Raw genomic sequence first — 21,766 nt, 5'->3', positions numbered from 1 at the left:
TATGAAATGGAAGTTAACAGTAAGATATCTGATCTCGGTTGTCTTCGTCGTTATCTTCATTATTTTCGTAAACCTGTTCCTTACGCTTGCTCTGTTCACGGCTCAATCTGTGTTAAATATCCCCATCTTTCAAGAAGAGGAATACTCTCCCGAGCAATTTACAAGACAGTTTCAGGAGCAGATCGTAATTTCCGGCGATGCACCGACGATTGCCGATGCAGGCAAGGAAGAGCTAAGCAGCAGGAACGCGTGGATTCAAATTTTGGATGAAACCGGCAAGGAGCTCTTCAGCTACAGGGCGCCGGGAGGGTTAAAGAAAAGCTACACTCCCTCAGAAATTGTGCAGATGTACAAGTACAAGGAAGTGAATGGCGAGACGACGGTTTTTGTCGGAGAAAAGAAAGCGGGCGGCCGCGCCTACAGCTATTTGATCGGGATGGAAAACCGCGATATCAACCGGTATTTTATTTTGTACGATAATCAATCGTTGTTTGGCATGGTGAAGGTCGGTGGCATCGTTCTCATTATCGATATTTTAATTACGTTACTGATCGGGTATTTCTTGAGTAAACAGCTGACCAAGCCGCTATATACGCTAATCGACGGGATCAAACGACTGGCAAGCAATGAATATTTTCATGCCCGGCCGGCTGGCGTCTTTAAGCAAGTATTCTCGAATATCAATCATTTGTCCAATCAGCTTAAGGCGAATGAGTCAGAACGCAAAAAATTGGACCAGATGAAAGAGGAATGGGTCACCAATATTTCCCACGATATTAAAACGCCTCTGGCCTCAATTCAAGGCTTTGCCGAAATGATGAAGGACCCGGATTACCGCTTTACCGAAGACGAAATCAGGGAATACGCCGACATTATCGAGAAAAAGTCGCTTTATATCAAAGAGGTCATTGAGGATTTAAGCTTAACGACAAGATTGAAGAACAAAGAACTGACGTTAAATAAAAAAGCGACCAATCTGGTCGTGTTATTGCGAGATATCGTGATCGATATCGTCAACGACCCGAAATACGCCAAGCGGCATATAGAATTTCATGCCAATCAAGAGCACATCCCGGCAGAGGTGGATGAAATTCTCGTGCGGAGAGCGATCCACAATTTAATTTATAACGCGCTTATCCATAATGACGCCAACGTGAACATCACCGTCCGGATTGAAAAGACCGATCGGATTCACATCGTCATCCAAGATAACGGCAAAGGCATCCGAAAAGAGGAGCTCGACAAAATTTTCGATCGCTATTACCGCGGCACCAACACCGGAGACGCGCATAAAGGCTCCGGACTTGGCATGGCGATAGCCAAAGATATTATCCAAGAGCACGGTGGAGAGATAGCAATTCATAGCGAGGTCGGCCGTGGGACAACGATTGACATTCGATTGTAGATTCGGTTCGGTGACGAGGGGAAGGGAGCGCGGCATAGCCGGCTCCCTTATGTTTTACTTTACGAGGACTTTAAGCGGGGAAGATTTCGTGGTACCGAAAGAGTTCACCAGCTCGCACGTATAAGTATACGTTCCGGGCTTTTGGTTCGTGAAGGTTTTGACCGCCTTCTGCGCTTGCGAGCTGTTGTCCGTCAGCTCTTCCTCATAGATGAGCGTATCGTTTTCATACAATCTCCACGTGTCGCCGTTATTACCCCACCACATGTTCATCGTGATCGCATAGTCCTTTTCGTTGTTCCAGTTGTTGTGGCTTAAGCTGGGGGAACCGGGAACGCCGGTCGCCTTCACCGATCCGCTCGCATTGCCGATTTTGACGCCAACCTTCATGGCGCTGCTGCCGGGGACATTCACGTCCACGGAAATTTTCGTATCGGTTCCTTCGTAAGTCGCGCTCGAAGGCTTCGTCTTCGGGCCGAACGATGTATTGAAACCGCTTCCGTAATAGTGGTCGTATCTTTCCCCTTTCTTGTTCGTGTCGAGCTGGCTGTAGCCGAGCGTGCCTTCATTGGCTTCTTCGAGATCGACCAGCTTCCGCTGCACATTCGTATTGCCGCTCTGCGTCTCATCCACGTGCCAGATCGCGATGCCCGGCTTGCCGCCATTGAGCGACTTTTCCAGCGCCCGGTCATATCCCACAAAGCCGCGGTTTTCCAGCAGGAAAAACTGTCCCGGCGTGCTTGTGTTGATTTTGACGACGTTGTATGCATTCGGGTTCGACGGCTGAACCGTGTTGAGCGTATAGTTATATGAGCCGTTCGTGCTCACTTCCGTCGGCTTCACCCATCCGAGCCGGTATTTGGACCAAGCGTCCATATGAACCGGCGTGGAGCCCGCGTAGTTGTTCCCGTATGAGCCCCACGACCCGCCGGCCATCAGGCTGTGCGGACCGACACCCATGGACTTGTAGTTCGTGTCGTACAGATCGGGCAGACCGAACAAATGACCGGTCTCGTGAACGAGCACGCCCATCGTCGCCATATGGTCGACATTACCGGGCTTACTGTGGATTTCGCCTTGCTGGATATATTCCAGATTCACCGTTTTGCCGTCTCCCTGCCATGTTCCCGCCGACCAGCGGTGCGCCCACAGACTCGGGCTCGGCGCTTGGTCACCGCCGTAAGCGGTTTCATAACCAGCCGTGACGGTAACCAGAAACAGCTCGTCCCTTGTGACTTTGCCGTCGTTGTTCGTGTCGAAGCTGGCAAAATTGACGTACGGATCGGCAGCCGCTATGGCGTCTCTGACGATTTTTTGGTTAGCTGCTCCGGTGCTGCCTCCCGTATTCGGATGCGGATAGTCGAGCTTGACATGAACGATGCCGTCGCCTTTTACACCGTAGGATTCCTCCGCAGGGCCGATCGTCATTTTACCTGCACTGACCTCTTTGTAGTAGTGCTTGACCGTGCCTTCCTTATCGCCAAAGAAGCGGTCGCTCCACTCGCTATCGGAATATTTCATACCGATATCGGTGAAATCCACGAGCAGCACAAGCAGCTTACGGGAGCTACCGGTGTTGATCGGCGCCAGGGACGGGCCGGGATCGGGCTCGCCGAGAAACGGCGCGACATTGGATTTGATCTTCTCCACGATCTGCTGTTCCTTCGCCCACTCCATCAGCTGCTCTTGCTTGAGCGCCTGCGCCGGTTTCGGGTCAATGTTCACTTTTGCCCCGCTCGGCTTCAATTCGATGCCATCAATTTCAGCATAATTCCAAAAACCGTTCTTGTCCCGCACTAATACTTCGTCATCCATCCCCTTCGTCCAGTTCAGCCATTCGTCACCCTGCAGAGCCGCTTGAAACGTCTCCCCTGTCGGCTGCTTGTACACTTCCGTTCCGCCATAAGCCGGAACCCCCAAGCTCACCGATGCGGTGCCGAAGTAGGCCAAAGCTGAAATAATTAAACCGCATGTCAATTTCTTCAATTTACCATACCTCCCTCATTTTTACTTCTCTTTTAGTATAAGGGATGGCCTAGCGGCTGAGATGAGTTGATAGAACTAGTAGGGAGCAATTATTTTATACGACGACTTGACTAGTTCATTTTCGGTAAATGGTAAATTTATCCTTAATTATCGACATCATGGCCGCTCTTTTGCAGTCCGGATGTCGAAACGGCCTGTCGATGGTGTCGACAGGTGACGGACGCGGACAACAAAGAAACCGGCCGCTCTCGATGGAAAATATAACCATGGGAACGACCGGCGGTGAAGGTCAAGCTGCGTGCCGGAGACGGGTATCGTTACGAAATGGAAAACTTAGCGGAGAAGTTCATTTTTTTCACAAAGGAGCTGTTCGCCCCGGCCTTAAACTGAACGTACAGCGTACCGTTCTTTTGCGCTGTAAAAATACGTCCGTAAGGGGTATTCGTATTATACGTGCCGAGCGCTTGACCGTCGGCGTCATACACGGTATAAGTAATGGGGAACCCCGAGTTATAGACGAAAACGGTAAGCTCTTCGCCTTTCTTCAAGACAAAAGCTTCTTTCTCGGTTTCCTCGTAAGAAATCAGCGAGTAATATTTTACAACCTCTCTTGCTTCCAAATTCGCATAGCTGCTAGGTGCGGCAGTACCGATGTCCGTTGGACTGCTTGCCATAATCGAGGCGGAGAAGGACAGCACCAGAGCCGTCGATAATGCGGCAGATACGATTTTCTTGTTCATAATTTCCCTCCAATGGATGATATTTGTAAAATCATCCCTATTATACCATTTACCATGATAGATTTCAATTTTCTGGTAGAAAATAGATCAAAGGAGGGAAACTTCAACCTGTCAGTCAGAGACTCCGGTCCCTCGTGCAGCCTGAACACCGCTCACCCGTCCGCCCCCCGTTACCCCGCCTGCTTCGCTCGAACCGCTCCTTGCGTCCTCTTGGCCGACCTCGCCCCGCGGATGGTGTCGAGGTTCACCAGCAGAATGCCGACGATGATCGTAGCCCCTCCCGCGATAGCTTCCCAAGTGACCGCTTCCCCGTACAGCAGAGCGCCTAACGCAAAGGCGATTAACGGCGAAATATAGAGCCACGTGGTCGGGAAGAACGGATTCGTCCGCGCCACGAGCCAGTAAAACAAGCTGTGCCCCATCATCGACCCGACCACGGTCAAATACAGCAGCGCTCCGATTCCCTGCCCCGTTGTCAAAGCAGTCATCGGTTCGCGCTCCGTGAACAGGGACAGAACGAGCAGCAGAATTCCCCCGTGCATCATTTGTATAGCGTTCAATGCCAGCGGCGACGTCTCCGGGTACCGCACGAGCGCCCGCTTGGCATAGAGCGCACCCGACGCATAGAACAGTTCCCCGATCAGAATCGCGCCGCAGCCCACCACCCAGAACAGATTCGTCTCCACGGACAGGTTAGGTGCTACCAGCAGCCCCACTCCCGCAAAGCCAAGCACGCACCCGATAACGGAGCTGCGGCTTGCCTTGCTCCGCAGCACAATGCTTTGAATCAGCAATAAGAAAATCGGCCCCGTCGCGGATAAAATCGCCGCCAGTCCGGAGCTCACATACTGCTCGGCCCAATACAACGTCGCGAACGTGCCGAACGTCAGCCCGATCCCCGTCGGCAGCAGGTCCTTGCGCCACAATAGCGAGAAGCGCACTTTTCCCGTCGCCAACGCCCAGACAAAGATCAGGACGCCCGCAAGCAGGAACCGTAAGCCGGCCGAGAAGAACGGAGAAAGTCCCGCGTCGATCCCTACCTTGATCATCAAAAACGTCGTGCCGAAAATCAAACACATGACAGTATAGCCCAACCACACCATGTCTCTCTCCTCCTTCTATTTCTCCATCATAGAAGAAGGGGCGCAGAACAGATCAAATATCGCAGAACAGATGGCAAAAAAAGTGCTACAATGGAGATAAAGAAAGGAGCGTACGACGCGTGAGCAAAATCTACCCATCCGCTGCCCAGCCTGCCCGGCTGTACGAGAGCGTCTGCGACGACATCCTGAAACGAATCGACCGGGGGGAATGGAACGAGCGCGGCAAGCTTCCTTCGATCCGCGAGCTCGCCCAGGAGCTGGGCGTTCACCGGCTGACCGTGTTCAAAGCCTACCAGCTGTTGAAGCAGAGCGGCAAAGCATACGTGAAAGACAAATCCGGCTATTATCTCAACACCGGCAGCTTGCCGTCCGACCTGACGGCGATGCCTGCCGTGCATTCTCATATTCAGCAAAATCCGCTATCGGATATTCAGCGGGTTCCGGTAGTTTACCAGTTCTCCCAGGCGCTGCTCGATCCGAATCTGCTGCCGAATCAATACCTCTCGGCTTACGTCAAGCAAGCCTTCGATCTGTATCCCAAAGTGCTCGGAACCTACGCCCCCGTCCAAGGCGATGAGGAACTGCGTGAAGCGATGGCCGAGTACTTGGCTGTACAACACCGCCTTGTTCTAACGCCCGGGGAGCTGCTGATCACTTCCGGGGCGCAGCAGGCGCTGGACCTGCTGGCCAAAACGCTGCTCAAGCCGCGGGACGTCGTGCTCGTAGACCGTCCGACCTACGGCGCGGCGATGGATATTTTCCGCAGCTACGGCGCGCAGCTGGCCGCCGTGGACATTCACCCGCACGGCTATGATTTGGAGCAGGTGGCCCGGCTGATGAAGGAGCGCAAGCCCCGCTTCTTTTATCTCAACCCGACATTCCATAACCCAACGGGCTATACTGTGTCCGCAGAGCAGCGGAAGCGCCTGGTCGAGCTGGCGGCGGAGCACCGCTGCCTTCTGGTGGAGGACGATCCGTTTCACGATATTTACTTCAAGCAGCCACCGCCGCCGCCGCTGTTCGCCTACGATACGGAAGGGTATGTCGCCTACATTCGCAGCTTCAGCAAGTATATCGCTCCCGGCTTGCGCATCGCCGCCGTAGCGGCCCGACAGCCGGTCATCGGCAATCTGCTAACCGCCAAGTCGCTCGCCGATAACGGGACGCCGCTGTTGAATCAAAAGATTTTTCTGCTCCTCTTCTTCTCCGACCGGATGCAGCGGCACTTGGAGAAGCTCCGCATCGCGCTGCACGTGCGGATGAGCATAATGGAGGAAGCGTTGTCCGGCACCGGCTTGTCGTGGACCAGGCCCGCGGGCGGCTTGAACTTATGGATCAAGCTGCCCGACGGAATCAAAGCGGGACCGCTGCTGGCGAAGGGTATGGAGCACTCGCTCACGTTCGTGCCCGGCACGATCTGCGATCCGCTCGCGGAGTTCGACGACCGGATTCGCTTGAGTTACTCCTATGCCAATGAAAACCAGCTGCGCGAGGGCGTCCAGCTGCTGGCCGGGCTGCTGCGGTCCTTGGCCTGATGCGCGGCGTAAGGTCAAAAGCCCGCCGCTCCCCTTCGGGAATGGCGGGCTTTGTAGTTTTGACAAAATACTAGAGGCTCCCGATCGTAACCAAATCAAGGGCTGCCATCCTGCTCAGGCTTCGTATACTTTAGCCCTCTCGTGCATCGTCTGGGAGTTCATTTTACTTATCTCATCGATGAGAGCAACACGGTAGCTGCCGTTTCCTAGTTGACCGGTCGTTTCGTAAGCGATCTCCCCTGCAATACCCATGCACAAAAGACCGGCGACGGCCGCCATGCGGTAATCCGCCGTAACGCCGCAGAATGAGCCGATAAGGGACGTACTCATACATCCTGTACCGGTTATAGAGCCGAGCATGGGATGCCCGTTCTCAATGCAAATTACGCTTTTGCCATCAGATACGATATCGGTCGCACCGGTGATTGCAACCGCACAGTGATATTGCTCCGCCAATCCGTTCGCAATATCGATGCCGCTTTGCAGACCGTTTTCCAAGTCTGCTTCGGAAGCGTCCACCCCCTTCGTTGTTGCGACGAGCCCGGCGATATAACGAATTTCGGACATATTGCCGCGGATGACGCTGAATTGTAACTGTTCAAGCAACATCCTAACCGTCTGATTGCGGAGCTTCGACGCGCCCGCGCCCACGGGGTCCAAAACGACGGGGATGCCCATCTCATTCGCCTGCTTCCCGGCGGCAAGCATAGATTCCACGGTTCGGCTATTCAATGTCCCTATATTCAACACAAGCGCAGAGGATATCGCGGTAATGTCAGCGGCTTCCTCGATATCGTCAGCCATAATGGGCGAAGCGCCGATGGCCAGCGTAACGTTGGCGCAGTCGTTGACCGTCACATAATTGGTAAGATGATGAACCAAAGGCTTGGTTTGCCGGACGCTGTTCACTAAATTGCCGATACTTGAGGTTAAGTTATTGTCCATCGATCTCACTCAGATCCTTTCATTAATCCGTTTTTGTAAAGCTCGTAAAAATGATGCGTGGGCCCGTTGCCCTTTCCGATCGACAAGGAATGCCGAATGGCCGTTGTGATATATTCCTTTGCCCGTTGCACCGCTTCCTGTAAGCTGCACCCCAATGCGAGGTTGGATGCAATAGCGGCTGAGTAGGTGCAGCCTGTGCCATGCGTATTTTTGGTATCAATACGCTCTGCGTCGAACGTATAAAACCGCTCCCCGTCAAACAAAATATCCAGTGCACTTCCTGACGCATGACCACCTTTGACAAGGACGTTTTTGCAACCCATGCGGTAAATCGCTTCAGCCGATTTTTTCATATCTTCGACATTGTGAATGGACATACCGGCGATTTTCTCCGCTTCCGGAATATTGGGAGTCAGGAGGTCGGCAAACGGAATCACCTTTTCGATCAGCGTGTCTATAGCGTCGGGATTCATAAGCGGACAGCCGTTTTTGGCATACATCACGGGATCGAGAACAATATTGGCGGGAGCGTATTGCTTGAGCTTTCCTGCGACGGCCTCCATGCAATCGGGCTGGGAAAGCATCCCGATCTTCACCGCGTCCACATCAATATCCTCAAACACGGCGTCGATTTGTTTTTCGATCATATCCGGCCTGACATCCTGAATGTCAATGACGCGGCTCGTATTTTCGGCGACCACCGAAACAATGACGCTCATGCCAAACACGCCATGCGCCGAGAACGTTTTTAAGTCGGCTTGAATGCCGGCACCTCCGCTGCAATCCGAACCGGCAATCGTGAGTACTTTTTTCAATTCTATCCTCTCCGCTCCGTTACATTGATAAAATAAAAAGCCCTTATCCTATTTACGACAAGGGCAAAATAACACGATGAATCGTTATTTGCTTCCCTACGCCAGTATGAACTAACAGGTTCAAAGGGTCAGGTTTTAACCTTCTCAACTACCAAGTAGTCCCCCCGCAAACAATAAGCCATATTCAGTTTTAGCGTACAAAAATAGAGCGCTCTCTCGTTCGTGGAAAGCGCCCTAATCATATACATATAGATGTAATGATTCGCTTCCCTACGCCGGTATTAACCGACAGGTTCAAAGGGTCAGGTTTTAACCTTCTCAACTACCAAGTAGTCCCCCCGCAAATTAGTTCCATTGAAACATACGCTTATCCAAAAGTCAACTGCATCGGACACGGTTGCTGATAACAAATAGGCAATTTTGTTTAGTATTTCATCAGAAGCATATATTCCCATATTCTCAATACCGTTGGACGCACTAAAAATAACTGCAATATGAGTATTTTTTGTTTCTCTGCATAATTTAACGGCTCCGGGGGATTGTCCCATATGGGGGGTTTCATCAAAACTTGGCAAGTAACAATATCTAAATACAACGCTAAAGTCGAAATCATTCGGCAGAAGTGAACTACCCGCCACCTACGCTTTGCTTAGGGGTGGGGGCTTCTAAGGTAATCGTACCTAGCGGTACGAAATTGATTTAGCTATCGAGCCTGTTCCATGCTCTATATAATTGATTATGCTAACAATCGCAATCCTTCACGCTTGATATTGATCGAAGCATTCCAGTCTCGATCTGCAACAAAACCACAATCGCAGTGGAATGTACGCTCAGAAAGAGATAGAAACTCCTTCACTCGACCGCAACATGAACAAGTTTTGGATGAGGGAAACCACTTATCTATTTTGATAAGCCTTTTCCCTTGTTCCTCTAACTTGTATTGGAGAAATGTCGTGAACATGCCCCATGCATTATCGGCAACGCTTTTGCCGAAGTTAAGGGTTCGTGACATTCCCTTCATGTTGAGATCTTCAATAACCACGCCATCATACCGTTTCGCTAATTTGNNGTGATAGAATACGCTGTTCCTTCGCTAATTTTTCCAAGGCTTGACGATAGAAATGAGGGTAATTGGCTGTCTTACCCTCTTCGCTATCAACAAATAAACCATTCATGGAAAAATCCAAGCCAACAACAGCTTGTACTTCTTTTTGTACAGGTTGATGTTCGTATTCGGTAAGAATAGAAATATAGTGTTTTCCTGTTTTTGTTCGAAAAACCGTACAAGACTTGATGACGTGATATGACGGAATTTCTCGATGCTGCTTCATTTTTACAAGTTTCAGTTTCGGTAATTTGATACAGCCATCCAAGAGCATAATGTTTCCGTTGACCACGTTTGTTGTATAGGACTGTCTTGCTTTGCGACTTTTGAACTTCGGAAATGCAGCACGTCCGGAAAAGAAGTTTTGGTACGCCTTTTGCAGATGAAGTTGAGCGTTTGCTAACGCAAGGCTGTCTACTTCCTTTAGCCAGGGATACTCACCCTTGTATTTTGCAGGTGTAGGTAACTTTTGTTTCCTCAATGCATCTTTATCATCCTTGAATTGCTCATAGGTTTCCTTTCGTTCAGCCAACATTTTGTTGTAAACAAAACGAACGCAACCGAAGGTTTTTGCAAGCAGTTGTTCTTGTTGAGGCGTTGGGTACAAACGGAACTTATATGCCTTGTTTGCCATGCCCAGTCACCTCACTTCATTCCCTGATTTTCGATATATTTCTTTATTACTTCCATAGATGCGCCACCCGTTGTAAGTAAGCAAAAACTTCTTGACCAAAAGTATTCTTTCCAAAGCTTCTTTCTTACTTGTGGAAACTCTTTTTTGACCAATCTCGAACTTGCGCTTTTATACGCATTGATGAACTTTGACAATTCGGTGTTCGGGTGTGCTTTGAACAAAATATGCACATGGTCCATATCATGATTCCATTTGACTAAGGATATATTGTAGTTTTCACCCAAACGAACAAACATATCTTTCACATAGTCAGATATGGTGTCATCCATCACTTTTCTGCGAAATTTCACAACCAAAACAAGATGATAATACAATAGGAACACTGAATGATTATTGTTGTCTAATCTCATTAATATAACAGCCTTTCTTTTATCTAAGACTGATTATATCGCATCGTACAAAAATGTGGCAATAAAAAGACTTTAGGCTTTGCCTACCGAAATTCATCTCCCACTTTCATCAAGCTTCGCAAGATTTAGAAGCGGGAGACTTCTTTCGGAGGGACGTTAAAACGATAGAGCCTCTTTTATAGCTTCTTGCATGCCATAAATATTCATGTCCTGTTATACATTCTTTTGTTTTGTCAAATCTATATTTTCCTTTGTGGGGAATTAAGGTGTCTTCTTGTTTCATATCTAAGGGCTTACCCACCAGCTCTCCAAATGCGCCTTCATGCTCTTTGGAAGTCCCTCTGTAGACAAAAGCTTGTATGGATGCGTCAAACAAAGGCCTGATCACATTTTCATAAGCAGGGAAGGTATAATCTTCAACATTCATATATTTATCTCTTTTATAATTAAGCAAATCCACAATTAAGGGGCAAAAATTTGTTTCCGCCATAGTACCACACACCTATTTATTAATGGGAATGCTCGAAAAAACTGCGAAACTTCTTACATAAAATATTCGTACTACTAATTTGTACATATTCCTAATTAAGGAGTTTTTTGCTATGAGCAAAAAAAGTATTGTTACATCCACTGTGTCGCTTATGTTGTCGTCTTCGTTAATTTTATCTGCATGTTCCACTTCTTCAAACAAAAAAACGCAGGAGGAAAAAAATTCGATGCCGATTGTTCAAAATAATAATCAAAATCAACAGCCAAATGGCAGTATAGACCCTAGATACAATCAAGCAACAGACGAAGCGATTAAACAATTATTTAACAAGATTTCGCCAAATGAACCCGGTTATGCTTATATTGCGAGTTTCGACGATGGCGCAACTTATAAAGGAGCCGTTGGTTTAGATTCGATAGAAAAAAAACTGCCGATAACGACAAAAACAATTTTTAATATTGCTTCAGCCTCTAAACAATTCACAGCATTTGCCATTTTACTGCTAGAGCAAGAAGGTAAATTGAATCTGGATGATTCTATTTTAAAGTATGTGCCTTCTCTTGGAACATATGCTAAGCCTGTAACACTAAGGCATCTGATTCATCACACTGGCGGATTAGTTGATTATATGGAATTGGCTGAAGCTGCGAATATTAAATATACCGATAAATTAACTGTAGAACAATCGCTAGAACACCTTAAAAATCATCAAATTGCAGATTTTCCAGTCGGAACAAAATATGATTACAGTAATACAGGATACTTTTTATTATCTTTAGTCGTGGAAAAAGCCAGCGGAAACAGCCTTCGTGAATTTTCGAAGGAGCGTATTTTTAAACCTTTAAACATGAACGACACCTCAATCGTGGATCGCTATCCGACCAATTTCCCCGTTGCTCGCGGCTACTCGAAGAATAGGCAAGGAGCCTATGAAATCTTTGAAAGCCCTTGGGAACATACGGGCGATGGAGCCGTTCATACCCATGTTGAGGACTTCGTAAAATGGGGACAAAACTTCACTACAGGTACGGTTGGCGGGAAAGACCTTGTTAAAAGAATGGGCGAAATAGGTCCGGAAACTTCTCCATCCGGAGAGGCGATTATTAACAATGAAGATTATGCTTTTGGCTTGTCGATTGGCAAAGATTTTGATCGTCATTACTTGGAGCATTCAGGAGGCTGGGCCGGCTACGCTTCACACTTTATGCGTTTCCCGGAAGAACGTTTGACTATTGCGGTATTGAGTAATTATGATGAGGCTCATTCTGAGAAATATGCTAACCAAATAGCGGAAGTGATTTTAGGAAAAAGCGCAAAAAAATAAAGAATATTTGACCTAACGGTCATTATTTAGACAAAGCTAGTAATGAGACAAAGGACTTTGAAGTCTGGATTTTCGTGGAACCATGCAAAAAAACAACCGCAGGACATGCCTGCGGTTGTTTCTTCAGGTAGAGCCTTCGGCTCAGCCCGCCTCCTGTCCCCGTCCTCCGCCGGTGAACTGGCTGCGGTACAGCTCGGCGTAAAAGCCTCCTTGCGCGAGAAGCTCCTCGTGGGTGCCCTGCTCGATCACGCTGCCTTTGTTCATGACGAGAATCAGGTCGGCCTCGCGGATGGTGGACAAGCGGTGCGCGATGACGAAGCTGGTTCTTCCTTTCATCAGCTCGTTCATCGCCTTCTGAATATGAACCTCCGTCCGCGTATCGACGCTGCTGGTCGCTTCGTCGAGGATCAGAATCGCCGGGTCGGCGAGGATCGCACGGGCAATGGTCAGAAGCTGCTTCTGGCCTTGCGAGATGTTCGACGCTTCCTCGTTCAAGACCGTATCGTAGCCGTCCGGCAGCGTCCGGATAAAGTGGTCCGCATGCGCCGCCCGTGCGGCCTGCACGATTTCGTCCTCGGTTACGCCTTCGCGGCCGTACGCGATGTTGTCCCGAATCGTCCCGTTGAACAGCCACGTATCCTGAAGCACCATGCCGAACAAGCTGCGCAGGTCGCCGCGCTTCATCTCCGTAATATCCGTGCCGTCGACGGTAATTCGGCCGTCGCCGACCTCGTAGAAGCGCATCAGCAGGTTAATCAGTGTCGTTTTGCCTGCGCCGGTCGGGCCGACGATCGCAATCGTCTGTCCCGGCTTGACGTCGATGTTCATGTTTTCGATCAGCACGTCATCCGGCTTGTAGCCGAACCGAACGCCTTCGAACCGGACTTCTCCCTTCGCCGCGCCAAGACGTTTTCCCTCGGCATGCTCCGGGTCTTCCTCCGATTCGTCCAGCAGCTCGAATACGCGTTCCGCCGAAGCGATGGTCGACTGAATGACGTTGGCAATCGTCGCCAGCTGGGTGATCGGCATGAAGAACTGCCGGGAATATTGAATAAACGCCTGAATGTCGCCGATCTCGATGGACCTCTTCGTGACCAGCAGCCCGCCGACGACACTGACGAGAACGTAGCCGACATTGCCGATAAAGCTCATCATCGGCATGATGATGCCGGAAATGAACTGCGCTTTCCAGCCGGATTCGTACAGCTTCCCGTTAATGCCGTTGAACGTATCGACCGACTGGCGCTCGCGGCCGAACGCTTTGACGATTTTGTGGCCCGTGTACATTTCCTCCACGTGCCCGTTGAGCTCGCCGAGCGCTTTTTGCTGCTCCTTGAAGTAGCCTTGGGAGCGCGAGGCGACCGCTTTGGTCACGATCAGGCTGAGCGGCAGCGTCAGGAACACGATCAGCGTCATAATCGGGCTGATCGTCAGCATCATCACGATGACGCCGACCAGGGTGATCAAGGACGTAATGAGCTGCGTCAAGCTTTGCTGCAGCGTGCTGCTGATGTTGTCGACATCGTTCACGACGCGGCTCAGAATTTCGCCGTTCGTCTTCGAATCGAAGAACTTGAGCGGCAGCCGCGCCAGCTTCTCGTTCACTTCTTTGCGCAGGTCGTACACCGTCTTCTGCGCTACGCCGGCCATCAAATACTGCTGCACATAAGCGAACGCCGCACTCACGATATATAATACCGCCAGCATCAGCAGAATATAATGAACATAGCCGAAATCGATGTGCGCACCCGGCACGCCCTTCATTTTCTGCATCAAGCCCTCAAACAGCTTGGTCGTCGCATTCCCCATCAGCTTCGGACTGACAATGCTGAAAATGGTGCTGATAATCGCCGCTACAAATACGGCCAGCAATTGAAATTTGTGGGGCAGCAAATACCGGGTCAACCGTTTCAAGGTGCCTTTAAAATCCTTCGCCTTCTGCACCGGCATCCCCGGGCCTCTTCCGAATGGGCCTCCGCCGCCGGGTCCCGGGGCTCTTCGTTGTTCACTCATTAGGCTTCCTCCTTTCCGGCTCGCAAAGCGACCGCGGCTTCATCCGGTTTTCCCGGTTCCTGGGCCGCGCCGCTTCCGGCAAGCTCGTCTTCGGAAAGCTGCGAGGAAACAATTTCGTGGTACACCTTACAGGTGTCCAGCAGCTCCCGGTGTCGGCCGATGCCCGCAATCTGGCCTTCGTCCAAGACGATGATCCGGTCGGCATCAATAACCGTACTCACCCTCTGAGCAACGATCAACACGGTAGCCTCTCCCGTCTCTTCCCGAAGGGCAGCCCGCAGCTTCGCGTCCGTCTTGAAATCGAGCGCCGAGAAGCTGTCGTCGAACACGTAAATATCCGGCTGCCGCACCAGCGCGCGGGCAATGGAAAGACGCTGCTTCTGGCCGCCCGATACGTTCGAGCCGCCTTGAGCGATGACCGAATCGAAGCCGTCCTTCATCTCGCTCACGAATTCCGTCGCTTGCGCGATGTCGGCCGCATGGCGAGTTTCTTCCTCCGTCGCATCCTCTTTGCCGTACCGGATATTGTCCCGGATCGTTCCCGAGAATAGCACGGCTTTTTGCGGAACGAAGCCGATCTTGGCGCGCAGCGCTTCCTGCGACATCTCTCTGACGTCCGTGCCGTCCACCAGCACGCGCCCGCCGGCCACGTCGTAAAACCGCGGGATAAGGCTAATCAGCGTCGATTTGCCCGCGCCTGTGCCGCCGATGATCGCCGTTACTTCGCCAGGACCTGCTTTGAACGTGATGTCCTCGATCGCCGGTTTTTCCGCGCCCGGGTAGCTGAACGATACCTGTTGAAACTCGATGTGACCTTTAAGCGTCCCGCCGTCTTTGGCCTGCTCGGGGTCGTTCAGCGTAGGAACCATGTCCAGCACCTCGCGAATACGAGCGGCGGAAACCGATGCACGCGGAATCATGACGAACATCATGGACACCATCATCAGCGAGAACATGATCTGCATCGCGTACTGCAGAAAAGCCATCAGCGAACCGATCTGCATATCGCCGCTATCGATGCGGAAGCCGCCGAACCAAATAATCGCGATGGTCGCAAAATTCATCGTCAGCATCATGACGGGCATCATGGCCCCCATAATCCGGTTCACCTTCAGCGCCGTTCCGGTCAGGTCGAGGTTGGCGTCGTTAAACCGGCGCTTCTCGTGCCCGGCGCGGTTGAACGCCCGGATGACACGAATCCCGGTCAGTCCTTCGCGCAGCACCAGATTCAGCTTGTCGAGCTTCTTTTGCATCTCTTTGAACAGCGGAATGCCTCTGCTCGCAATGAAGAAAATCGCTCCGACCAGCACGGGAATAATCACGATCAGCACAAGCGACAGCTTGGCGTCCTTCGACACGGCCATGATAATGCCTCCGATACAGAGCATCGGCGCGCTGACCATCATCCGCAGGATCATCGTAAGCACCTGCTGTACTTGCGTAATATCGTTAGTCGTTCTCGTAATCAGCGAGGCCGTGCCGATCCGGTCGAACTCCTGCAGCGAGAAGTTCTCCACATGCTCGAACACGCTGCCGCGCAGCCGCTGGCCGAAGCCTGCGGCCACCTTGGAGGAATAATAGCTCGCCGCCACGGAACAGGCCGTGCCGGCTGCCGCCACCAGCAGCATAAAGCCTCCGATCTGCAAAATATAGGATGTATCTCCCTGCTCAACCCCAATATCGACAATATCGGCCATGAGCGTAGGCAGATACAAGTCGGATAAAGACTGCAGGAAGATCAAAGCCAGCACGATAGCGATAGGCACACGGTACGGCTTCAAATAAGCAAACAACTTCAACATGCTTTATTATCATCTCCACTCGCTTGGACCCGTCTCCGGCACCAGAAAATGCCGGTTAGATAGACCGTTGAATATTTTATATATATATTAATTAAACAATTTAATTTTATGCTTGGTTTTCGTCCGTGTCAAATCCAAATTCGACTAAAAAAGAATGCCCCTCACCCGGCTCGGGCGGAACATTCTTTACCTACAACGATAGCCGAAGCACTATAATAATAGAAAAAAGGAGGGATTCGGATGCGGGACCGCACCGTGATCATAACGGGGGCCAACTCCGGAATGGGGCTCGCTGCGACGGTAGAGCTGGCAAGGCTGGGGGCGCATGTCATTATGGCCTGCCGCAGCCGGGAACGCGGCGAACAGGCGCTGCAGGAAGCGCAGCGGCAGAGCGGCTCGGACCGGCTGCGGCTGATGCAGCTGGATCTCGGCTCGCTCGCTTCCGTCCGTGCCTTCGCCGCGGCGTTCGATGAACAGCATGACACGCTGGACGCGCTTATCAATAATGCTGGCGTCGTCGCAATCAAGCGGCAGACGACCGCCGACGGCTTCGAGGCGATGATGGGCGTGAATCATCTGGGACACTTTTTGCTGACCAATCTGCTGCTGAAGCCGCTTCTCCGCTCACCGCAAGGACGGATCGTCACCGTATCGTCCGGTGCCCATAAGATCGGAAACATTCATTTCGACGATCCGCATTTGACGAAAGGGTACAGCGTGTGGAAAGGCTACGCGCAGTCCAAGCTGGCGAACATTCTGTTCACGAAGGAGCTGGCGGAGCGGCTGAAAGGAACGAAGGCGACGGCCAACTCACTGCATCCGGGGGCCGTCGGCACCAACCTCGGCGTCGACCGCACCACCGGCTTCGGCCGTAGGATTCACACCTTGCTGCGGCCGTTTTTCCTGACTCCGGAGGAGGGCGCCCGCACGACCGTTTACCTCGCTTCGAGTCCGGAGGTAAGCTCCATCAGCGGGCAATACTTTTGCCTCAAACGGATTGCGCCGGTATCGGCCAGGGCCCAAGACATGGAGCTTGCCCGCAGGCTGTGGGCCTGGAGCGAGCAAGAGGTGGGGCTCTCCGGCAATACGAAGCCGCGGCGCTGACCGGCAACAGCTTGTCCATTCGGGCCCGTCTTCGGACGGGCGCAAATGTCCGGCGGCCCTAGCGGCTTCCCATTACCCGAACGCTGCTCGGAATACGGCGCGGCGCTTCCACGCTTCGGGCCATCAAGTATTGGGCCAGATAGTAGGTGACCATGACTCCGTATCCGGCCCATGCCATCGGCGTCACGAATTTGTTCCATGCGAGCAGCGAATCGGAGAGGAAGAATAGGATCGAGCCGATCGCAGCGTTTCGGCTGCCGCTCAGGACGGCCGCCCAGACCATAACGGAAATGACGGCCACATAAACTACGATAGGAATCCACAGGCTGCCGTTGCCGGGACTGGCGAACATGCCGTCATGCAGTCCGGTCAGCAGCCCGACGCTGTAAATGGCAATAGGGAGCAGGGCCAGCAGGCGTACAAGAGTCGGACGGCGGCGGGTCAGCAGCGCCAAGATGTAGAACACGTGGGCGATCAAGAAAGAGCCGACGCCCAGCGCAAACCATTGATTGCCGGGGAGGAGCAGCAGCGCGTCGCCGATGACGGAGAAGCCAAGCCCGGCAAGCATCAAGCCCCGGTATACGCGGGAAAAGGGAACGGCTGTCAGCGCAAGCGCGATAATGAGCAGCATCGTCCCCGGTTTCAGAATCCATCGCAAGAGCAGGTTCTCGGCCACCATAGCGATGAGATACGCGGCCCCGGAGCAGAGAATCGCCGCGGGCAACAGTTTTCGGTGCATTTTCATAAACCTCCCTGCTTGAATGTAGCTAACAGGTTCAGTTTAGCAAATGCAGTTTAAAACACGTTTAAAAGCCGGAAGCCTAATTAAGTAAGTCTCCGGGAACAACCCACAGCCAGGAGCCCCGCGCTAATCACTGCCGTCACGACGGCAATGATGTGCAAACCTGAAGTCGTCACCGAGCCGCCGAAAATAAGCCCTAACAAGCTTGTAGAAAAGATGCTGCCTACGGAACGGAAGGTCTGAAACAGCCCGGAAGCAATGCCGGTGTCTTCCGGCTTTGTAATGCTGTACAATGCCGTAGAAAGCCCCATGTTGTTCATTCCATTCGAAATACCGATGACTGCAAAGACAAATAGAATGATGGTAATAGGGGTATGGGGCCCAAGCACGAGCAGCAGGAGCGTTCCAATCGCAAGCACGATACTGCCGACGATGATGGGCTGCCGATAGCCGGATCGGCCAATCATTCGGACGGCAAGAGGCGTCGTAAGCACACCGATACCTGCGAAAGGAAGCATTAATAATCCGACCATCTGCGGGTCATATCCTCTAACTTGACCTAACCACAAGGGCAAACCAAAGAAGAGAGAATAGAAGACCATGTTCAGACCGGCATACTGGGCAAATACGGACGTGAGCCGGATATTCGATGCCAGCATCTTTACGTCAAGAAATGGCTTATCCGTGCGCAGCTCCCGCAGGATCAGGAGTGCCGCGGCAATCGGAACGATGATCAGCAGCCACCACTGTGTTCCTTTACCCAGCGAAATCAGGAAAAGCATCAGGCTTGTGAACATCCCGCTGAACAAGACGATTCCCGGCAGATCAATCATGTGTAGTACGCTTTTTCGTTCATCCGAAGGCGGATTTTTGCTGTCCGCAGGGACCCACTTGAAAACCAGGAGGAGCACCAGCAACGCAATCGGTATGTTGATCCAAAAGATCGACTGCCATCCCGAATAGGCAACAAGCAGACCTCCCAAAGTCGGCCCGAACGCGGCCATGACATTCGCAGCGATGGAGATTAAACCGAGCGATGAAGCCGAACTTTTTCCTTCGGTATCGTCCGCCGTTCGGGAAACAGAGCGCAAGATGGACAGACCTGCCGGAAAGGCGCCCGTAGTTCCGAATGCCTGCACGATCCTTAAGACCAGGAGCCAACCGAATGAAGGCGCCCACACAGAAAGGATACTGCTGACGATAACCAGAGCCATTCCGATGCTGAATACGCGACGAGGCCCGAATAAATCCGCAAGTTTACCCATCAGTGGCTGGCCTACCGTCGCTGCTAAATAGAAACTCGATATCAGCCAAGTGACAGTCGCTAGGCTTATTCCGAAGTCGGCCCCAATGTTCAGAAGCGCAACGGAGATCATGGAGGAATTCAAAGGATTGAGTAAAACGCCGAGCGCAACGACCCACGTAACCCGTTTGATTAATTGCTGATGGTCTGACCCTTTTACGGTAGCCATCCATTTCGTAGACGATGCCAACTTATTTACCGCCTTTTCGCGTAATTTGAATACCCCTGTTTCGGCCGATGAAAAAAGCAGTGACGGACTAGGCACTTTGAAAGACCTAGACTGCAACTGCTTTTCTTCTACTTATCGTTCGTGTTAGAACATCAACTGTCCTTTTGATGTCCTCGAATGACCGCTTCTTCCGAGGTCATCGTGACAATTTGAAAGACTACTCCGAATTTGTCGGTAACGACAGCAACGCCAGGGCTAAAATGAGTTTGCAGCAGCGGCATGTTCACTTGACCTTCTTGCTTCAGCAATTCGTAAAACTTCCTCGTTTTCTCTATTTCATCGGTCGTAATACAGATTTGAATTTGGTTTCCGCTTCGATGAGGGGTGCTAGGCTCCATATCGGCAACCATGATGTTGGCCATGCCGACTTTTAAAACGGCGTGTGACACCAAACCCTTCATATGTGCTGGCAGAGGGGATTCGGGGTTTTCCGGCGCGTCACCATAGGTTTGGATGAAAAGGACGCTTGCCTCCAAGGCTTCTTTGTAAAACTCAATGGCTTGCTTTGCTCTTCCGTCCATCATTAAGAAGGCGGTCAATTGCACGGTCATCGTGAATACAACTCCTTTAGGTTTTGGGATATGTTCAACACAGCTATTCAGCTGGACTTGATTCTTATTGTAGCCTATAATAGTGACAACTATTGTCACAAATAAAAAAATAAATCGGAGCCATGCCATGTCCAAATCGAAACGACTGATGGATCTGATGATGACCGTCAACCGAAAGAAGAAATTTACCGTCAAGGAGCTGGCCTTAGAGTTTGACGTATCGACGAGGACAATTCTGCGCGATTTGCAGGAATTGAGCGAGCTCGGAGTGCCGTTGTATTCGGAGGTCGGACCTCATGGCGGGTATCAAGTATTGAACGAACGGATTTTGCCCCCGATCGCCTTTACCGAGGAGGAGGCGGTCGCGATCTTTTTCGCGTGTCATGCGCTGCGCCACTATGCCTACCTGCCCTTCGAGACGGAGTCTTCCTCCGCCTTGAGCAAATTTTATTTTTACATGTCGGGGGATGTCCGCGACCGGATCGATGAGATGAAGAACCGGATCGATTTTGTGATCCCGTCGAGACAGGCGAAGTTCCCCTATTTGTCGATCCTGCTGGACGGAACCATCCGACAAAAGGTGATCCGCATCGAATACGAATCGCGCGAAGGCGTGTCAGCCAGACTCATCCAGCCAGTCGGCATTTATGCCAGCAGCGGCTTATGGTACTGTCCCGCCTACTGCTTCCTTCGCGAAGATATCCGCTTGTTCCGGTGCGACCGGATCAAGTCCGCGGCGGAGGACACTTCCGGAACGCAGCCGCTCGACCTCCGGCATCTCCACCTCGGTAACCGGGAGGCGCTGCTCCCGTCGGAGCAGGAATTCACCACTCTGTATGTAGAGCTAACCGAGGAGGGAGTTCATCGATGCGAGGCCGAATATTGGTCGGCGACCAAGCTGCACCGCCGCGAGGACGGCACCGGATGGCTGGAAGGCAGCATGCCGAAGGGGGACATTCCGTTTCTGGCGCAATTCTTCATCGGTTTGGGTGCCGATGCGACCGTGGAATCCCCGCCGAAGCTGATCGATGACATCAAGCGGAGGCTGGCCGAGATGATGGCGAGGTACGGTTAGAAATGGTTTTCAAATTAGGCTGCTTTGAGACAAATATTGAACGCAGTTAATTGCACTTAAATAATTTGTAAATTATACCCATATATGATACTATAATTATGTTATTAAAATTTTCCATTCGAGGAGTTATTTTGAAGAAGAAAATTGTAACTGCAGTTCTGTCTATGGCCCTTGTTCTTTCCTACTCTACTTCTATCTTTGCTGGCCCCCCTAGTAGTTATAAGAAAGATTCCACATCTAGCCAAGTTGTTCAGTTTGAAGATTTAAACAAATCGACCTTGTCCAAAGAAGATCTATATAAGTTGAACTAAAGACTCCTGTTGTTTATGGAAAGGATTTCAATGTCTTTGACGTCGAATAAGTAAGAATCACTATTCGGGCGGTGAAAGTACCATGGAATCCAACACGGAAGCATTACAGGAAGTAGAACAGCGTCTAAAGCACGAAAAGAGTCGTCG

The 21,766-nt window shown here is 51.3% G+C and carries 17 protein-coding genes, 1 pseudogene and 2 riboswitches; of the genes and pseudogenes, 5 read left to right on the top strand and 13 right to left on the bottom strand.

What is annotated here, in order from left to right; translation table 11 throughout:
* Position 1: 1 nt before the first annotated feature.
* A complete protein-coding gene (locus tag ET33_RS24060; protein WP_036687870.1) occupies positions 2-1,405 on the top strand; it encodes a sensor histidine kinase in 1,404 nt (467 codons plus the stop codon).
* A gap of 54 nt (positions 1,406-1,459) precedes the next feature.
* On the opposite strand, the gene ET33_RS24055 is transcribed toward ET33_RS24060, so the two are convergent.
* The 3 genes from ET33_RS24055 to ET33_RS24045 form a co-directional block, all read right to left on the bottom strand.
* The gene (locus tag ET33_RS24055) at positions 1,460-3,388 is read right to left on the bottom strand and encodes a M6 family metalloprotease domain-containing protein (RefSeq protein ID WP_051775567.1); all 1,929 of its coding nucleotides are present in this window, start codon (positions 3,386-3,388) and stop codon (positions 1,460-1,462) included.
* Positions 3,389-3,705: 317 nt separating this feature from the next.
* Complete coding sequence (locus ET33_RS24050) at positions 3,706-4,062, bottom strand: hypothetical protein (protein WP_407668113.1); 357 nt, start codon at positions 4,060-4,062, stop codon at positions 3,706-3,708.
* Between the two features lie 236 nt (positions 4,063-4,298).
* Positions 4,299-5,231 carry a DMT family transporter gene (locus tag ET33_RS24045; protein WP_036687865.1) on the bottom strand — a complete coding sequence of 311 codons (933 nt, stop codon included), beginning with the start codon at positions 5,229-5,231 and terminating at the stop codon, positions 4,299-4,301.
* Between the two features lie 119 nt (positions 5,232-5,350).
* Here ET33_RS24045 and ET33_RS24040 point away from each other — a divergent pair, with 119 nt between their 5' ends.
* Positions 5,351-6,766, top strand: coding sequence for an aminotransferase-like domain-containing protein (locus ET33_RS24040; protein ID WP_051775566.1), 1,416 nt, complete (start codon positions 5,351-5,353; stop codon positions 6,764-6,766).
* Between the two features lie 114 nt (positions 6,767-6,880).
* Here the strand turns inward: ET33_RS24040 and thiM are convergent, their stop codons facing one another.
* From thiM to ET33_RS24015, 5 genes and pseudogenes are all read right to left on the bottom strand, one after another.
* On the bottom strand, positions 6,881-7,711 hold the full coding sequence (gene thiM, locus ET33_RS24035) for a hydroxyethylthiazole kinase (protein WP_036687862.1): 831 nt from the start codon (positions 7,709-7,711) through the stop codon (positions 6,881-6,883).
* 5 nt (positions 7,712-7,716) lie between these two features.
* Positions 7,717-8,526, bottom strand: coding sequence for a bifunctional hydroxymethylpyrimidine kinase/phosphomethylpyrimidine kinase (thiD, locus tag ET33_RS24030; protein ID WP_036687860.1), 810 nt, complete (start codon positions 8,524-8,526; stop codon positions 7,717-7,719).
* A gap of 75 nt (positions 8,527-8,601) precedes the next feature.
* A riboswitch (TPP riboswitch) is annotated at positions 8,602-8,702 on the bottom strand.
* A 73-nt stretch (positions 8,703-8,775) separates the two neighbouring features.
* A riboswitch (TPP riboswitch) is annotated at positions 8,776-8,876 on the bottom strand.
* A gap of 386 nt (positions 8,877-9,262) precedes the next feature.
* Positions 9,263-10,271: pseudogene (locus ET33_RS24025) on the bottom strand (RNA-guided endonuclease TnpB family protein).
* A 5-nt stretch (positions 10,272-10,276) separates the two neighbouring features.
* Positions 10,277-10,675 (bottom strand): IS200/IS605 family transposase, encoded by a 399-nt coding sequence (gene tnpA / locus ET33_RS24020; protein ID WP_036687858.1) that lies wholly within the window; start codon positions 10,673-10,675, stop codon positions 10,277-10,279.
* A 109-nt stretch (positions 10,676-10,784) separates the two neighbouring features.
* On the bottom strand, positions 10,785-11,165 hold the full coding sequence (locus ET33_RS24015) for a hypothetical protein (RefSeq protein WP_036687855.1): 381 nt from the start codon (positions 11,163-11,165) through the stop codon (positions 10,785-10,787).
* A gap of 226 nt (positions 11,166-11,391) precedes the next feature.
* On the opposite strand from ET33_RS24015, the gene ET33_RS24010 reads away from it, so the two are divergent.
* Positions 11,392-12,489: a serine hydrolase domain-containing protein gene (locus ET33_RS24010; RefSeq protein WP_407668112.1), complete on the top strand. Its 1,098-nt coding sequence runs from the start codon at positions 11,392-11,394 to the stop codon at positions 12,487-12,489.
* Between the two features lie 141 nt (positions 12,490-12,630).
* Here ET33_RS24010 and ET33_RS24005 read toward each other — a convergent pair whose 3' ends face one another.
* Both ET33_RS24005 and ET33_RS24000 read right to left on the bottom strand, forming a co-directional pair.
* Entirely contained in the window at positions 12,631-14,502 is a 1,872-nt protein-coding gene (locus tag ET33_RS24005) for an ABC transporter ATP-binding protein (RefSeq protein ID WP_036687852.1), read from the bottom strand.
* Positions 14,502-16,304 carry an ABC transporter ATP-binding protein gene (locus tag ET33_RS24000; RefSeq protein WP_036687851.1) on the bottom strand — a complete coding sequence of 601 codons (1,803 nt, stop codon included), beginning with the start codon at positions 16,302-16,304 and terminating at the stop codon, positions 14,502-14,504. Before ET33_RS24000 ends, ET33_RS24005 begins: the two co-directional genes overlap by 1 nt.
* Positions 16,305-16,544: 240 nt before the next feature.
* On the opposite strand from ET33_RS24000, the gene ET33_RS23995 reads away from it, so the two are divergent.
* Positions 16,545-17,408, top strand: coding sequence for an SDR family oxidoreductase (locus ET33_RS23995; protein WP_036687848.1), 864 nt, complete (start codon positions 16,545-16,547; stop codon positions 17,406-17,408).
* A 58-nt stretch (positions 17,409-17,466) separates the two neighbouring features.
* On the opposite strand, the gene ET33_RS23990 is transcribed toward ET33_RS23995, so the two are convergent.
* From ET33_RS23990 to ET33_RS23980, 3 genes are all read right to left on the bottom strand, one after another.
* Complete coding sequence (locus ET33_RS23990) at positions 17,467-18,147, bottom strand: lysoplasmalogenase (protein WP_051775565.1); 681 nt, start codon at positions 18,145-18,147, stop codon at positions 17,467-17,469.
* An 86-nt stretch (positions 18,148-18,233) separates the two neighbouring features.
* Entirely contained in the window at positions 18,234-19,643 is a 1,410-nt protein-coding gene (locus tag ET33_RS23985) for an MFS transporter (RefSeq protein ID WP_051775564.1), read from the bottom strand.
* Between the two features lie 131 nt (positions 19,644-19,774).
* Positions 19,775-20,233, bottom strand: coding sequence for a VOC family protein (locus tag ET33_RS23980; protein WP_036687846.1), 459 nt, complete (start codon positions 20,231-20,233; stop codon positions 19,775-19,777).
* A 127-nt stretch (positions 20,234-20,360) separates the two neighbouring features.
* Between ET33_RS23980 and ET33_RS23975 the strand changes: the two genes are divergently transcribed.
* Positions 20,361-21,308 (top strand): helix-turn-helix transcriptional regulator, encoded by a 948-nt coding sequence (locus ET33_RS23975; protein WP_036687845.1) that lies wholly within the window; start codon positions 20,361-20,363, stop codon positions 21,306-21,308.
* Positions 21,309-21,766 lie beyond the last annotated feature (458 nt).

This window comes from Paenibacillus tyrphae (assembly GCF_000722545.1).
GTDB classification, from domain to species: domain Bacteria; phylum Bacillota; class Bacilli; order Paenibacillales; family NBRC-103111; genus Paenibacillus_G; species Paenibacillus_G tyrfis.
This window is presented reverse-complemented; position numbering and strand designations above follow the sequence as displayed.

Coding starts and splice junctions, on each gene's coding strand:
- thiM (WP_036687862.1), bottom strand. CDS start 7,711: ATGGACAATAACTTAACCTCAAGTATCGGCAATTTAGTGAACAGCGTC.
- ET33_RS24015 (WP_036687855.1), bottom strand. CDS start 11,165: ATGGCGGAAACAAATTTTTGCCCCTTAATTGTGGATTTGCTTAATTAT.
- ET33_RS24050 (WP_407668113.1), bottom strand. CDS start 4,062: ATGGCAAGCAGTCCAACGGACATCGGTACTGCCGCACCTAGCAGCTAT.
- ET33_RS24010 (WP_407668112.1), top strand. CDS start 11,392: ATGCCGATTGTTCAAAATAATAATCAAAATCAACAGCCAAATGGCAGT.
- ET33_RS24005 (WP_036687852.1), bottom strand. CDS start 14,502: ATGAGTGAACAACGAAGAGCCCCGGGACCCGGCGGCGGAGGCCCATTC.
- ET33_RS24000 (WP_036687851.1), bottom strand. CDS start 16,304: ATGTTGAAGTTGTTTGCTTATTTGAAGCCGTACCGTGTGCCTATCGCT.
- ET33_RS23980 (WP_036687846.1), bottom strand. CDS start 20,233: ATGACCGTGCAATTGACCGCCTTCTTAATGATGGACGGAAGAGCAAAG.
- ET33_RS23975 (WP_036687845.1), top strand. CDS start 20,361: ATGTCCAAATCGAAACGACTGATGGATCTGATGATGACCGTCAACCGA.
- ET33_RS24045 (WP_036687865.1), bottom strand. CDS start 5,231: ATGGTGTGGTTGGGCTATACTGTCATGTGTTTGATTTTCGGCACGACG.
- ET33_RS24060 (WP_036687870.1), top strand. CDS start 2: ATGAAATGGAAGTTAACAGTAAGATATCTGATCTCGGTTGTCTTCGTC.
- tnpA (WP_036687858.1), bottom strand. CDS start 10,675: ATGAGATTAGACAACAATAATCATTCAGTGTTCCTATTGTATTATCAT.
- ET33_RS23990 (WP_051775565.1), bottom strand. CDS start 18,147: ATGCACCGAAAACTGTTGCCCGCGGCGATTCTCTGCTCCGGGGCCGCG.
- ET33_RS23995 (WP_036687848.1), top strand. CDS start 16,545: ATGCGGGACCGCACCGTGATCATAACGGGGGCCAACTCCGGAATGGGG.